15 protein-coding genes are annotated in these 13628 nt (G+C 47.4%); 13 read left to right on the top strand and 2 right to left on the bottom strand.

Features of this window, described 5'->3' with window-relative positions; genetic code table 11:
- The first annotated feature begins 150 nt into the window (after positions 1 to 150).
- The 13 genes from FGQ85_RS17395 (at position 151) to FGQ85_RS17335 (ending at position 12644) form a co-directional block, all read left to right on the top strand.
- Positions 151 to 852 carry a LytTR family DNA-binding domain-containing protein gene (locus FGQ85_RS17395; protein WP_138374089.1) on the top strand — a complete coding sequence of 234 codons (702 nt, stop codon included), beginning with the start codon at positions 151 to 153 and terminating at the stop codon, positions 850 to 852.
- Positions 853 to 862: 10 nt separating this feature from the next.
- On the top strand, positions 863 to 2185 hold the full coding sequence (locus FGQ85_RS17390) for a sensor histidine kinase (RefSeq protein ID WP_162610199.1): 1323 nt from the start codon (positions 863 to 865) through the stop codon (positions 2183 to 2185).
- Positions 2182 to 2601: a DUF3887 domain-containing protein gene (locus FGQ85_RS17385; RefSeq protein ID WP_087169157.1), complete on the top strand. Its 420-nt coding sequence runs from the start codon at positions 2182 to 2184 to the stop codon at positions 2599 to 2601. The genes FGQ85_RS17390 and FGQ85_RS17385 overlap by 4 nt, the downstream gene beginning before the upstream one ends.
- 17 nt (positions 2602 to 2618) lie before the next feature.
- Positions 2619 to 3575: a PH domain-containing protein gene (locus tag FGQ85_RS17380; RefSeq protein WP_087169158.1), complete on the top strand. Its 957-nt coding sequence runs from the start codon at positions 2619 to 2621 to the stop codon at positions 3573 to 3575.
- 515 nt (positions 3576 to 4090) lie between these two features.
- Complete coding sequence (locus FGQ85_RS17375; RefSeq protein ID WP_118636962.1) at positions 4091 to 5440, top strand: citrate transporter; 1350 nt, start codon at positions 4091 to 4093, stop codon at positions 5438 to 5440.
- Positions 5441 to 5465: 25 nt separating this feature from the next.
- A complete protein-coding gene (locus tag FGQ85_RS17370) occupies positions 5466 to 7595 on the top strand; it encodes a hydantoinase/oxoprolinase family protein (protein WP_087169161.1) in 2130 nt (709 codons plus the stop codon).
- A 21-nt stretch (positions 7596 to 7616) separates the two neighbouring features.
- Positions 7617 to 8321, top strand: coding sequence for a hypothetical protein (locus FGQ85_RS17365; protein WP_138374088.1), 705 nt, complete (start codon positions 7617 to 7619; stop codon positions 8319 to 8321).
- On the top strand, positions 8290 to 8751 hold the full coding sequence (locus FGQ85_RS17360; RefSeq protein WP_087169163.1) for a YhcH/YjgK/YiaL family protein: 462 nt from the start codon (positions 8290 to 8292) through the stop codon (positions 8749 to 8751). The genes FGQ85_RS17365 and FGQ85_RS17360 overlap by 32 nt, the downstream gene beginning before the upstream one ends.
- A 78-nt stretch (positions 8752 to 8829) precedes the next feature.
- Positions 8830 to 9819, top strand: a complete 990-nt coding sequence (locus tag FGQ85_RS17355; RefSeq protein ID WP_087169164.1) for a LacI family DNA-binding transcriptional regulator — start codon at positions 8830 to 8832, stop codon at positions 9817 to 9819.
- A gap of 20 nt (positions 9820 to 9839) precedes the next feature.
- Positions 9840 to 10787 carry a sugar kinase gene (locus tag FGQ85_RS17350; RefSeq protein ID WP_138374087.1) on the top strand — a complete coding sequence of 316 codons (948 nt, stop codon included), beginning with the start codon at positions 9840 to 9842 and terminating at the stop codon, positions 10785 to 10787.
- Between the two features lie 4 nt (positions 10788 to 10791).
- Entirely contained in the window at positions 10792 to 11418 is a 627-nt protein-coding gene (locus tag FGQ85_RS17345) for an orotidine 5'-phosphate decarboxylase / HUMPS family protein (RefSeq protein WP_162610201.1), read from the top strand.
- Between the two features lie 28 nt (positions 11419 to 11446).
- Positions 11447 to 11986 carry a 6-phospho-3-hexuloisomerase gene (gene hxlB, locus FGQ85_RS17340; RefSeq protein ID WP_138374086.1) on the top strand — a complete coding sequence of 180 codons (540 nt, stop codon included), beginning with the start codon at positions 11447 to 11449 and terminating at the stop codon, positions 11984 to 11986.
- A gap of 31 nt (positions 11987 to 12017) precedes the next feature.
- Positions 12018 to 12644 carry a bifunctional 4-hydroxy-2-oxoglutarate aldolase/2-dehydro-3-deoxy-phosphogluconate aldolase gene (locus tag FGQ85_RS17335; protein ID WP_118636968.1) on the top strand — a complete coding sequence of 209 codons (627 nt, stop codon included), beginning with the start codon at positions 12018 to 12020 and terminating at the stop codon, positions 12642 to 12644.
- A gap of 53 nt (positions 12645 to 12697) precedes the next feature.
- Here FGQ85_RS17335 and FGQ85_RS17330 read toward each other — a convergent pair whose 3' ends face one another.
- Entirely contained in the window at positions 12698 to 13246 is a 549-nt protein-coding gene (locus tag FGQ85_RS17330; RefSeq protein WP_087169169.1) for a Uma2 family endonuclease, read from the bottom strand.
- A gap of 104 nt (positions 13247 to 13350) precedes the next feature.
- Positions 13351 to 13548 carry a LysR substrate-binding domain-containing protein gene (locus FGQ85_RS17325; protein ID WP_243128601.1) on the bottom strand — a complete coding sequence of 66 codons (198 nt, stop codon included), beginning with the start codon at positions 13546 to 13548 and terminating at the stop codon, positions 13351 to 13353.
- Positions 13549 to 13628: the final 80 nt, after the last annotated feature.

Raw genomic sequence — 13628 nt, 5'->3', positions numbered from 1 at the left:
TGAATTGTCTGAAAATAAAAGAAATAAACTGATATCAAAAAAAGAAGAAAAAGTGCCAACGATTACTTGACACATACTTTCGTGCTGTGGTACTTGAAGATAAAAATTCAGAGAATTATAATGAACGCACAAGGGGAAAAGGAGGGGCTTATGATTCGGATTGCAGTCTGTGATGATCAGGAAATTGTGTGTGAAAATGTCAGGAAAATGATCCTGCATGAAGAGGAGGACCGATACGAAGTAGATCTCTTTCGAAGCGGAAAGGAATTACTGGAGGCAGGCCGTAAATATGATATTCTGTTTCTGGATATTGATATGCCGGGGATGGACGGAATCATGACGGCGAAGGAGATCAGAAAGACAGATAAGCAGGTTGAAATTATTTATATTACCAATTATGGCGGATATGCAGGATATGCTTTCGGAGTTCATGCCTTCGGCTACCTGCTCAAACCGGTCAAAGAAAAGGAAATTAAACGGCAGCTTAAGGAAGCACTGGAATACATGCAGAAGGAAAATCAGAAGCCGGTTGTGGATCTTCTGACGAAGGAGGGAAGAATCCGGATTCCGGCGGAGGAAATCTATTACTTTGAATATACATTCCGGATGCTTGAGGTGCATACAAAGGAAGGCGTCTATTACCAGCAGGCAAAGATCAGTGAATGCCTGGAAAAAATGCGGCCGTATGGCTTTGCAATGCCGCATAAAAGCTTTGTAGTCAATCTGGATCAGGTCAGGGGAATTAAAGGATACGAGATTACCATGATGGATGGAAGCGTTCTTCCGCTTTCGCAGAAAAAGGGAAAGGCATTACGGGAGGAACTGAATCTGTTTCTGGCCGGACGGCTGTGAGGAAATGGTTATGAATACAGGATTTACAGAAACAGAAAGAATCATTATTGTGCTGGCAGAGCTTCTCTACTGCCTGGCATACACCTATGCGGCATGGTATTTCATGAAGCGGAACCACAGGGCGGAAGAGATCCCGCACATCATCCGTATTCCGACGGTTTTGATTTTATTCTTAAGTTCGGTTTTAACACTCAGGCAGGAAAACGCGCTGCTTTATGCGGGGTGCGGTATGCTGATTCTCTTCGTCCTGTCATCGCTGTTTTACCTTCGGACCAAGGCGGGAATTGTGGAGACCATCCTGTTTGCCATGGCGGTATTTGGAAGTTATCTGGTATTTACGATGCTGCTTGATTTTTTCGGATACGGATTCGGCTCATCCATGACGCGGATGGTCGGGAACTGGTATTTCCTGATGCGGTCGGTGGTTTATCTGCTTCTGGCGGTGGAATACATTCTGGTCTCCCGGTATTTTGTCAAAGTATTCCGTGAAAAGGATCAGGTATTTCTTTCCAACGGGCAGACAGCAGTATTTCTGCTCATTCCGTTCTTGATGCTGGCGCTGATTCTAGCTCTGTATCTGAACGGAGACACGCTGCTGATGATCTATGGATACGGAAGTCTGGCAGCGGCGGTGCTCGGGATTGTACTGCTTCATCTTCTGGTTATCTATCTCTTCGGATATATGATCGGCCAGCAAAAGAAAAATTTACAGTATCAGCTCTACGAACAGCAAAAGGAGATGATGATGCATCAGTACCGGGAACTGGAAGAGAAGTATCAGGCATCCAGAAAGGTAATTCACGATGTGAAAAATCATATCCAGATGATCGGGGAACTGTATCACCTGGGTGATCTGGAGGCGGCGGACCGGTATTGCAGTGATATCGGAGGAATGTTAAGGAGTCTGGAACGGGTCACCTATACGGAACACCGGATGCTGAATATGATCCTCAATGAAAAGCTGAATCTTCAGGAAATGAAAGGGGCAAGGCTTCGTATTGAGATCGGGCAGGCGGATCTTTCGTTCATGAAAGATATCGATGTAACGACGATTTTTTCCAATCTGCTGGACAATGCAAGGGAAGCAGTTGCCGAGTGCGGCGAAGAGCGTTATCTTTCGCTCAAGATGGATGAAGCAAAAGATTTTCTTGTGATCTGCCTTCGAAATTCCTGTCCGGAAAAGCGGAAAAAGAGAAAGGGACACGAAGGGCTCGGACTTGTCAATGTCCGGTATGTTGTGGAATCATATGGAGGAACGATGCAGGTTTCGAGATTGAAAGACGGATACCAGACGAGTATCACCATACCAATAGAAAGAAGGGAAGAAAAATGAAAAAGGGAAAAAGAATAATTTGTATTATGGTGGCGGCAATCATGTTGATGCTTCCTGCGGCCGGATGTGCATCAAGGCTTTCGGCAAACTTCGATGAAAGGGAGGTACAGGAAAAAGCGGAAGAAATCGCAGAGCTTTCCTGTACGGGAAAGATCGGCGAAGCTTACGGAATGCTCAGCGAGATGATGAAAGCACAGATTACGGAGGATCAGATCCGGGCCGGAATCGAGGGAACCATCGAACCGCTGGGGGATTTCGAAAAGATCAGCGGAACCAATATCAGCGGACAGAAGGACAAGGACACGGGAACAGAATACGCGCTGGCCATTGTAATGGCTCAGTTTTCGGACGGCAGGGCACAGTTTACCATTTCCTTTGATACAGAAATGAACTGTATCGGATTTTACATCAAATAAGACGGGAGGGACTAGGTATGAAGATGTTTGAACACTACAGAAAGACTGAGATTTTTTCTATGCTTCTGATGTGGATTGTTACGATCGGCGTGGGAATCTATATTGCAGTGATGTATCAGAAGATTCCGGATGTGATCCCGACGCATTTTGGACTATGGGGACAGCCGGACAGCTGGGGAAGCAAAACAAGCCTTCTCTTTCTCTACGGAGTGAGCGTGGTGATGGCCGTGATCGAACAGTGGGCTCTCCATGCGGCGGTGAAAAATTCCGTAAAGACCGGGGCCGGCAGTATGATGAACAGAGATACCCTCGCGGTGACCGGACCCTTTCTCGCATTGATCTTTGGATGGTGCAGCGTGGGGACGATCTGGCTTGGAAGACTCGGAAAATACTTTTTCTTTGTTGTCCTCGGATTTGTTGCAGCTTTGTTTGTTTTCATATTTATCAGACAGAGACAGGAGCAGAGACGGGCGCAGGAGAGCGGCAGGATCAGAGTACAGAGAGAAGAGGAAGTATACAGAACCGAAAAACGGGACGATACTCTTGGAATTCCGGATATGAAGTTTCAGGGAAAAGTGGATCTGTGGGCATGGGCGCTTCTGATTTTTGTCAATGTACTGGTTCTCTGGTCAGTCATTCCGGCTGCAGGAGGAGAAAAAGAGGAAATCGCATCTGTGATCACAGCCCTGATTGTACTCGTTCTGGTGGATCTTCTGATGGTACCGATATATTTCAGAAATTATATTTACCTTGGAGAGCAGGAGCTGCTGATCGTATTCGGTTTCATAAAAAAACGCATCCGATACCGGAATATTGAACTTCTGGAGGAAACACACAATCCGCTATCTTCCCTCGCCATGTCACTGGATCGGATCTATATTCACACGAACTCCGGGGATGATGTGCTTGTGGCTGTGAAGGAAAAGAAAGAATTTATCGAGGAAGTGTACCGAAGAGCAGGAATCTGGGAGTAAAAATAAGAGTGAGTTAAATTGAGGAAAATGAAAATGGAAGTCAGAGATAAAATCGTATCTGGAAGTGATTTTATTGGTCAGAGAAAAGGAATTAGAAGCAGGAAATCAAAGGCATACGACTCAACAGGCTGATGATTTGGAATAACATAATATATTAGAAAATCACGGGGACGGACAATCGGTTTCCGTGATTTTTATGTCATAGTATTGTATAGACCTGTTCGAATACGAACACTGTTTTCCTGACGCGGTATATTGTAGCTGTCAGAAAGATGATGCTTCCGGCATTTTGAACAATAAATATGAAAGCGCTTTCACAAAAAGAAAAAATTAGAAGCAAAATAATTTACAAATTTTTAATAATTAAATTAGATAAAATGACAAAATGACGAAGAAATGGAGAAAAATGTTGACTTTATTTAGTCAAACGATATAATCGGAAATATGAAAGCGCTTTTAGAAAAAGGGAACGGATTTATGAAACAAGAAAACGAAAGGGTGACAGGAGGTCTACTATGGAGTATTTAATTGGAATTTTGTTATTGATTTCCTTCTTTGGGCTGGTCGTGTACGCGGTACGCGGAGGAAATCTGATGCTTGGTATTTTCGTAATGGGAGTGATCTGGACAGTACTTCCGATGATCGGAAATACATTTGTAACCAACCCGGATTTTATCGCGGCAAATAAGGATGCCATCAGTATCAGCTGGATTGATGCTTTGACAAGCACCTTCCAGAGCGGCCCGGAAGGATGGGGCGCGACACTTGTTAACGTAATCTTTGGTGCATGGTTTGGACGTGTTCTGATGAACACCGGGATCGCATCCACTCTGATCCGTACAACGACGGAGCTCGGAGGAGACAAGCCGGCGCTGACCTGTATCTTACTTTGCGTTGTAACAACAGCATGTTTCTCATCCATCTTCGGTGCAGGTGCAGTCGTGGCGATCGGTGTCATCGTACTTCCGATCTTTATGTCTCTTGGAATTCCGAGGGTGCTTGCGACCTGTGCATTCATGATGAGCGTTGGAGCCGGAATGTTTGTCAATCCGGTACTGTACGGACAGTATTCTGCGTTTTTCCTGGATGAAAACGGAAAGACACTTTATCCGTATGACCAGCATACATCCTGGGGAATCTACGCACTTGCCATTCAGGTTGTGTTTATCATTATCATGGTTTTAGTACTTTCCAGACAGAAAAAGGTACATACATGGGCGGCAACAGTTCCGGCAAAGAAAAACAGAAGAGGCGACAATGCTCCTGGAATCTCTCTGATCTCCCCGATCATTCCGGTAGTACTGTTGATTGTATTTGATGTTCCGATTATTCTTGGATTTATTCTTGGAAGTCTGTATGCGCTGGTAACATGTAAGAAAATCAAGAGCTGGGGTCAAACCTGCCGGATGATTAACAAGGACTTCTTCGACGGCGTGGTAGATACAGCACCGCTGGTAGGATTTCTGCTTGTGCTTCCGATTTTCAACAAGGCTGCAGAACTTTGCGTGCCATATTTCAATGCACTGCTCGGAGGAGTAATTCCGAACAACACGCTGGTAATCAGTATTGCATTTGCGGTTCTTGCCCCGCTTGGAATGTTCCGTGGTCCGTTTACACTGTTCGGATGCGGTGCGGCGACACTTGGTATCCTCAAAGGAATCGGATTCTCCACAGCATACCTTGCACCGCTGATTATCATCCCGAGTACCGTCATGAACGTGTCATGCTGTATTACACAGTCCTGGATTGTATGGGGTGTTAATTACACGAAGGTTTCAACGAAGGATTTCCTGAAGCTCAGTGCAGTATCCGGATGGATCATCTGTATCATTCTTCAGGCGATGGTTTACTTTATGTTCGGTTAGGATCATGGATGGAGGAATCAAAAGAATGGAAAGAAGAAAAGTCAGAATGGGAATCGACGTCGGCGGTACACATACAAAAGCAGTGGCCATCGACAATGCGACACAGGAAATCATCGGAAAGTCCTCTGTCAAGACGACACACGATGACGAGAAAGGTGTGGCAGCCGGAGTTGTTCAGGCGTTTGAAAACTGCCTGAAAGAAAATAATATTGATCCGAAAGATGTTGTGTTTGTCGCTCACAGTACGACACAGGCGACCAACGCACTCATCGAAGGAGACGTGGCGAAAGTCGGAATCGTTGCTTCCGCAAGAGGCGGGCTGGAGGGATTCCTGGCAAAAGCGCAGACAAAACTGAAAGACATTGATCTTGGATCCGGCAGAAGGATCGAGATCACAAGCCGTTTCATTAAAGAGGGGGATCTGAATCACGATTCCATCAAAAGAGCGGCGGAAGAAATGAAAAAGGAAGGTGCGGAAGTTATCGTTGCTTCGGAAGCTTTCGGCGTAGATGATATGAGCAGCGAGCAGGCAATCTATGATGTGACGAAAAACGAGATGGGAATGGAGACCAGTATGGCGTCTGACATTACCAAGCTGTACGGCCTGACAAGAAGGACGAGGACGGCCGCAATCAATGCAAGTATCCTTCCGAAGATGCTGAACACGGCAAACTCTACAGAGGAAAGCGTCCGCGCGGCAGGCGTGGAAGTACCTCTGATGATCATGAGAGGCGACGGCGGTGTCATGGAGATCAACGAGATGAAGAAGCGTCCGGTGCTGACGATGCTCTCCGGACCGGCGGCATCCGTTATGGGATCCCTGATGTACCTGCGCGCATCCAATGGTGTTTACTTTGAGGTCGGAGGTACAACAACCAATATCGGTGTCATCAAAGACGGACGTCCGGCGATCGACTATTCCATCGTCGGAGGACATAGAACCTACATCACATCCCTCGACGTGCGGGTGCTTGGTGTGGCAGGAGGAAGTATGATCCGTCTGTCCAAGAGCGGAGTCACAGATGTAGGACCGCGCTCGGCCCATATCGCGGGACTGGACTATGCGGTATTTACACCGGAAGAAGAAATCGTAGACCCGCAGCTGGAGCTCTTCTCCCCGAAGAAGGGTGATCCGGCAGACTATGTGGCAATCAAATTAAAGAGCGGCAAGCGCATCACCATCACCAACTCCTGCGCGGCCAATGTCCTGGGACTGGTAAAACCGGAGCATTTCTCCTATGGAAATGCCAACGCGGCAAGAAAGGCGATGCAGCCGATCGCGGACTATCTGGGTGTGACAGTGGAGGATGTGGCAACACAGATACTGACCCGTGCGTATGAAAAGATTTCGCCGGTTATTCTGGAACTTGCAGAAAAATATAAACTGGAAAAAGATCAGATTTCTCTTGTTGGAGTTGGTGGCGGAGCCACTTCTCTGATCGGCTTCTGCGCAGACAAAATGAAGATCAACTACAGCGTACCGGAAAACGCGGAAGTCATTTCTTCCATCGGTGTTGCACTTGCCATGGTGCGTGACGTGGTAGAACGTGTTGTTCCGAATCCGACAGCGGAAGATATCCGCAGCATCAAACAGGAAGCGGTGGACAAAGCGGTAGAAAGCGGTGCATCTCCGGATACAGTGGAAGTACATATCGAGATCGACCAGCAGACATCCAAGCTGACGGCGATTGCTCTTGGATCTACAGAAGTCAAGACGGCGGACCTGATGAAGGAATGTACCTACGAAGAGGCAAGACAGCTTGCGGCGGAAAACATGCGAAAGAAGGAAAACGAAATCGAACTTGTCTGCCAGATTCCAAATTTCTGGGTATTCCAGGCAGCAGAAAAAGACAAACGGCCAGTGCGTATTCTGGACAAGAAAGGATTTATCAAAGTACAGAGAACCGATGGTGTGGCTGTTCAGACTAAGGCCGCAAGCTACAGAAGCGCAGTATCGAAGATGTGGGAAGAGCTGGCGGTTTACAAGGCAGACTCCATTCTCCGTCCGGACTACTATATCTGCGCAGGCGCAAGAGTCATGGACTTTGGAGGAAGTACCGAACTGGAACAAATCCTGATGCTGATCGATGTGGAAATGCAGGCACTGGATCCGAATATGGATATTATCGTTGTAGGAGCAAAGAGTTCGTTATAAGTATTCAGAAAGAAGGACAACATGCAGCAGACAATACGGGAAATGACAAAACATCTGATGGAACTTGGAGACGAGGATTGGGGGCGCTATGCATTCCGGCATGAGCCCCTTGAAAGAAAACTTTCAGAAGCACAAAAGGAGACCTACACGCGCCTTGCGATGGAATGCGGACGAGAAGAGGCTGATCTTATAAAGACCGGGTTTCCGGAGTGTACGGTGGAAGAGGTTGTAAGGGCAAAAGGAATCCAGATAAAAACTCCGGATATTCCAAACGGCGGCGGGCATGTGATTTTCGCCCAGTACGAGGAGTCCGGCCGGATTACGATTTTCATGGACTGCATCAAAAAGGCTGAAGAACTTATTGCCGGAGAACAGATGGAAGACCTGTTCAAAGGAGCAGATCTTTTCTCTGTGCTGCTGGCTCACGAACTGTTCCATGCTGTGGAGCAGGAGAAACGGAAAACAATATTTACCCAGACAGAAAAGATTGAACTCTGGAAAAGACCGTTTTCCAACAAATCCAGGCTTATCGCTTTGAGTGAAATGGCAGCCATGGCCTTTGCGGGCAGAATGGAACGCCTCTCTTTTTCCCCGTATGTGCTGGATGTGGTTTTGATGTACTGTTACAACCAGGAAGCGGCACGGGCTCTCTATGAGGAGATCATGGAAGCCGTTTCGGGAGAGGAGGAAAACGATGCTGACAACAAGCGTGAAAATTGGAAATAAATACAATTATACAGAAGAAAAGATAGAACGGGCGCTGGACTTTCTGAGGACTACGGATTTTTCCGGCATGGAGCCGGGAAAGGTGGTTATCGACGGAGATAAAATCTTTGCCGAGATTCAGGAATATACGACAAAAGACCCGAAAGACTGCCGGTTTGAGACCCACCGGAAATATTATGATATCCAGTATGTGGCGGAAGGAGAAGAGTTTTTCGGTTATATCCCGCTTTCAGAGCTGGAAGAGGATACCGGATACGATCCGGAGCGGGATCTGGAGTTTTATAAAGAGCCGGAAAATCCGGGGTGGATTCACCTCAGAAAAGGTGATTTTGCCATTGTCTCTCCGGAGGACGGGCACAAGCCAAGATGCATTGGAGATGCCCCGTGCAAAGTGAAAAAGATTGTGGTAAAAGTGCTTGTAGAAGCTTAAAATCATTGCTGTCGATTGACAATGAAAGAGAAGAAAACGTATACTAAAACTTAGAAAAATGTCAGGAGATAGCACAACATGAATATATATGATATTGCAAAAGAAGCCGGTGTTTCCATCTCGACAGTATCCAGAGTTCTTAACGATAAAGGATATGTCAGTGAGAAGACAAAGGCCAGAATCCAGGAAGTGTTAAAGAAAAACAAATACCAGCCAAGCGCTATAGCAAGAGGGCTTGTCAGCGGGACGATGAAAAATGTGGCGATCGTGACAGTTGATGTCCGGCACCCGCATTATGCCATGACGACATTTATCATGGAGCAGAAGCTGACGGGGCTTGGCTACATGGTTCTGGTCTGCAATACCGGTTCCAGAAAAGAAGAATGTATGAAATATATCCGGATGCTTTCGAGAAATCAGGTTGAAGGCGTGATTTTGGTAGGTTCAGAGTTTAATGATCTCTGTGATCCGAAGGAATTGGGAGAGCTTCTTCCGGAGACACCGATTGTGATGGCAAACGGAGAACTGAAACTTCCGAATGTCCAGTCGGTTCTCGTGGATGAGGGATACGGCGTACAGCTGGCGGTCCAGCATCTTTATGACAAAGGGCATCGAAATATTGCATTTGTAATGGATGTCAAAAAGGATGCGGGGATAAGAAAGCGCGACGGATTTTTGAGAAAAATGAAACAGCTTGGGTACGATGATGCCGCAGAACGGATCCTGTATACAAAATACGGAGCCGGAGGCGGCGAGGAGGCGGCAAAGAAGATTGTGGGCGGCAGCAGAAGATTTGACGCGGTGATTTTTACCGAGGACCTGACTGCGGTATATGCCATGAATGCACTCCAGAATATGGGGTACCGGATTCCGGAGGATGTAGCTGTGGTCGGATGCAACAATTCCGAATATTCCAGGATCAGCAATCCGCCCCTTACAACGATCAACAATAAAGGAGAACTTTTGAGCGAACTCTCCGTGCAGCTTCTGGAAAACCTGATGACAGGAAAGTCGGAGAAAGCGTCCCTGATCATCCGGCCGGAACTTGCGGTCCGTCAGACGACCTAGGCATAGAAAGGAAGATGTCAATGTCAGAAGTGATATTATTTGGAGAGCCGATGGCGATGTTTGTCGCGAAGACACCGGGAAGACTCCATGAAGTAGAAGAGTTTACAAGACTTCTTGCGGGAGCGGAAGTCAATGTGGCGATCGGTCTGAAAAGGCTCGGCCACAGTGTTTCCTATGTGACCAAGCTTGGAACGGATCCGTTTGGAACCTACATCGAGGAGAAACTGAAAAAAGAAGGGATTGATACCCAGATTACAAAGGATGACCAGCATTTTACCGGCTACCAGCTGAAGAATAAGGTGTTCGAAGGAGATCCGGAGGTCTTCTATTATAGAAAGAACAGCGCGGCTTCCTGCTTAAGTGAGGAGGACGTGGAAAAGGTGGATTTTGAAGGTGCCAGGGTACTGCATCTGACAGGAATTCCTCCTGCTCTTTCCCAGAGCTGCAGAAATGCGACTTACCGGATGATTGAGAGGGCAAGAGAAAACGGAATGCTTGTGACATTTGACCCGAACCTGCGGCCGACATTGTGGGAAAGCAAAAGTGTGATGATCCGCACGATCAACGATCTCGCTGCAAGAGCGGATATCGTTCTTCCTGGAACAGGAGAAGGGAAAATCCTTATGGGAAGTGAAGAGCCGGAAGAGATCGCCGCATATTACCGCGGACTTGGCGCAAAAGCGGTCATCGTAAAGACCGGAGCCGACGGGGCATATGTGGATGCAGAGGGACAGAAAGAAACATTCTGCGGATTCAAAGTAGAGCAGGTTGTCGATACGGTAGGAGCCGGAGATGGATTTGCTGTCGGTATCATCAGCGGTTATCTGGAAGGGCTTTCCATTGAAAAGATGATCGAGCGGGCCAATGCCATCGGAGCCATTCAGGTATCGGTGGAGAGTGATAATGAAGGCCTGCCGACGCAGGAAGAACTGCAGGCATATATCGAAAAACATCAGAATCAGAGGTGAGAAGATGAAACTTCAGGTAGCAATTGACAGGACAGATCTTGAGACGGCAGAGGCTATGATAGAAGAGATTAAAGAGTCTGCCGATATTATTGAAATCGGAACATCCCTGATCAAAGACTACGGTCTGGACAGAAGCGTTGCGTATTTTCGGAAGCGGTTTCCGGAACAGTGTTTTCTGGCAGACATCAAGACCTGCGATGAGGGAGCTTACGAGTTCAGGAAAACATATGAGGCCGGAGGAGATATTCCGACAGTCATGGGATTTTCTTCCGTGACAACGATCCGGGCATGTGCCGATGTGGCCAGGGAGTTTGGAAAGGAATATATGATTGACCTGCTGGAAGTGCCGGCAGAACGGATCCGGGTACTTGGCGAAGCATTTCCGGAGGCTGTTTTCTGTATTCACCTTCCGTCCGACAGACAGGGGGAAGGGCTCGCGGAACTGGTCAGAAGCAGCGTCAGAGAGCTCTCGGGAGTCCGAAAGATAGCGGCAGCCGGAGGCGTAACACTTGATACGGTACCTTTGTTAAAAGAGTGCGGAATTGAAATCGGGATCGTGGGAAGCGCGATTACGAAATCAGGAAACAAACGAGAGACGGCTGCGCGGTTTGCCGGGGCCGTCCGGATGTAAGATATGGATAGAGAACGGAGGCAGGACAATGGATGTATTACGGACAATCATGGACGAGATTGAACATGTAGTCGCAAATGTAAAGAAAGACGAGATTGATCAGGTGATCGGTCTGATCCAAAAGGACCGGAGGATCTTCGTGGCGGGAGAAGGACGTTCCGGATTCAGCGCGAAAGGATTTGCGATGAGGCTGATGCATCTTGGATACACCGTATATGTGGTGGGAGAGACTATCACACCGGCCATAAAGGAGGGGGATATTCTGATAGGAGTATCCGGATCCGGAAAGAGCATCAGCGTTGTGGACGCTGCCAGAAAAGCGAAAGAGAAAAATGCATCGGTAATTGCTGTGACAAGCAAAAGAGAGTCGCCGCTTGCGGGATTTGCGGATCAGATCCTTGTGATTCCGGGGATCGTAAAAGGAGATACCGGGGAGAAGCGTGGTTCCATTCAGCTTTTGAGTTCCCTTTTTGACCAGAGCCTTCACATTGTTCTGGATGCGGTCTGCCTGCTCTTAAGTTACAGAGACAACACGGCAAACGAAAGTGCAACCGGGGCACACTGGTAGGCGGAGGAAGCGTAGAAGGAGGAAACACGAAATGAAAACAATAGATGAAAGGTTTGAAGAAATCCGGATTGTTCCTGTAGTCAAGCTTGAGAAAGCGGAGGATGCCAAAGATCTTGCCGGGGCTCTTGTAAGAGGCGGCATCCCGTGTGCGGAGGTGACCTTTCGGACAGATGCGGCCGCGGAAGCGATCCGCCGGATGAGCGAGTCATATCCGGACATGCTGGTAGGCGCAGGCACCGTCCTGAAGACAGAACAGGTGGATGCAGCCATCGAGGCCGGGGCAAAGTTTATCGTAAGTCCGGGGCTCAATCCCAAGATTGTACGCTACTGTCAGGAAAAAGGAATTCCGGTTTATCCGGGTGTGGCAACGGCAAGCGAGATTGAACAGGCGCTGGAGCTTGGTTTGTCTGTCGTAAAATTTTTCCCGGCAGAAGTAAACGGAGGCGTCAAAGCAATCAAAGCACTGTCGGCACCTTATTTCCAGCTCCGGTTTATGCCGACAGGCGGTATCAGCCAGGAGAATATTGGAAGCTATCTCTCCTGCCCGCAGGTCATTGCGTGCGGAGGCAGCTGGATGGTAAAAGAAAGTCTGATTGCAGAGAAAAAGTATGATGAAATTGAAGCACTCTGCAAAGAAGCGGTGGAGCAGATCAGATAAAAGAATATGAGACAAGAGGAAAGCGGATCCTATAGCGGGTCCGCTTTTTGCTGCTATAAAAGATTTAATGAACTGAAATCAATCTGAAGATCACCGTAGATTCCTGCTTTTACAGAATCGGCGAAAGTGAATTCCGCGGTATCTTCGGATTGGAAATTATAAACGGTAACTCTGTTTTTATCAGGATCGACAATCCAGTATTCAAGAACTCCAGCTGTTCGATACTTGAAGAGTTTAGTGAAATAGTCTGTCCGTCTGCTTCCGGGAGAGACAATTTCAATGATCCAGTCCGGAGCGCCGGTACATCCTTTATCATTCAGCTTTTTGGAGTCGCATATTACACTGATATCCGGTTCGACGTAGTTTTTATCATCTGCGTTTAAAAATACGGCAAATGGAGCAATATCGACTTCGCAGGATCCGCCTTTCTGTTCGACATAATCAGCAATTTTGCGGTAAAGGAAACCAAGTATTAACTGGTGTCTCCTGCCCGGCGGTGCCATCATGTACATCTGACCATCGATCAGTTCTGCACGCTGCCCGTCAGGCAGAGCGTAGATATCATCGATCGTGTACTCGTTATTCTTCTGTGTTAATGCCATGGTAACACATCCTTTCTTCTCCTATGAATTTAGTATACCATAAAATTAAGAGTAGGTATACAAAACAAAGGTAGGATAACGCGGGGAAATCATTTCCGTTTTATCTACAGATTTTCCCGGCACCAGTTTTCCGCAAATGCCCGGAACTGTAAAACTGCTTTGGACGGCGTAATGCCGGACGGAAGAGCGATCCCGAGGGTACGGGTGTAGTGCTCGGTAAACGGGCGGATGCAGACTTCAAACGGGGCGTTGTGGAGAAGCAGTTTTGGAAGAATGGTAATGCCAAAGCCCTGTTCTACCATTTTCCCGACTTTGCCACTTTCTCCATTCTAACAACTGAAAAATATATTGAAAATACAGCCTTTGGGTTGTATTTTTTTAC

This window comes from Pseudoflavonifractor sp. BSD2780061688st1 E11 (genome assembly GCF_005844125.1).
GTDB lineage: Bacteria > Bacillota > Clostridia > Lachnospirales > Lachnospiraceae > Sellimonas > Sellimonas catena.
Note: the sequence above shows the minus strand (reverse complement) of the source record. Positions and strands in the feature narration are given on the sequence as shown.

Coding starts and splice junctions, on each gene's coding strand:
- FGQ85_RS17375 (WP_118636962.1), top strand. CDS start 4,091: ATGGAGTATTTAATTGGAATTTTGTTATTGATTTCCTTCTTTGGGCTG.
- FGQ85_RS17395 (WP_138374089.1), top strand. CDS start 151: ATGATTCGGATTGCAGTCTGTGATGATCAGGAAATTGTGTGTGAAAAT.
- FGQ85_RS17385 (WP_087169157.1), top strand. CDS start 2,182: ATGAAAAAGGGAAAAAGAATAATTTGTATTATGGTGGCGGCAATCATG.
- FGQ85_RS17365 (WP_138374088.1), top strand. CDS start 7,617: ATGCAGCAGACAATACGGGAAATGACAAAACATCTGATGGAACTTGGA.
- FGQ85_RS17350 (WP_138374087.1), top strand. CDS start 9,840: ATGTCAGAAGTGATATTATTTGGAGAGCCGATGGCGATGTTTGTCGCG.
- FGQ85_RS17325 (WP_243128601.1), bottom strand. CDS start 13,548: ATGGTAGAACAGGGCTTTGGCATTACCATTCTTCCAAAACTGCTTCTC.
- FGQ85_RS17335 (WP_118636968.1), top strand. CDS start 12,018: ATGAAAACAATAGATGAAAGGTTTGAAGAAATCCGGATTGTTCCTGTA.
- FGQ85_RS17330 (WP_087169169.1), bottom strand. CDS start 13,246: ATGGCATTAACACAGAAGAATAACGAGTACACGATCGATGATATCTAC.
- FGQ85_RS17370 (WP_087169161.1), top strand. CDS start 5,466: ATGGAAAGAAGAAAAGTCAGAATGGGAATCGACGTCGGCGGTACACAT.
- FGQ85_RS17390 (WP_162610199.1), top strand. CDS start 863: ATGAATACAGGATTTACAGAAACAGAAAGAATCATTATTGTGCTGGCA.
- FGQ85_RS17380 (WP_087169158.1), top strand. CDS start 2,619: ATGAAGATGTTTGAACACTACAGAAAGACTGAGATTTTTTCTATGCTT.
- hxlB (WP_138374086.1), top strand. CDS start 11,447: ATGGATGTATTACGGACAATCATGGACGAGATTGAACATGTAGTCGCA.
- FGQ85_RS17345 (WP_162610201.1), top strand. CDS start 10,792: ATGAAACTTCAGGTAGCAATTGACAGGACAGATCTTGAGACGGCAGAG.
- FGQ85_RS17355 (WP_087169164.1), top strand. CDS start 8,830: ATGAATATATATGATATTGCAAAAGAAGCCGGTGTTTCCATCTCGACA.
- FGQ85_RS17360 (WP_087169163.1), top strand. CDS start 8,290: ATGCTGACAACAAGCGTGAAAATTGGAAATAAATACAATTATACAGAA.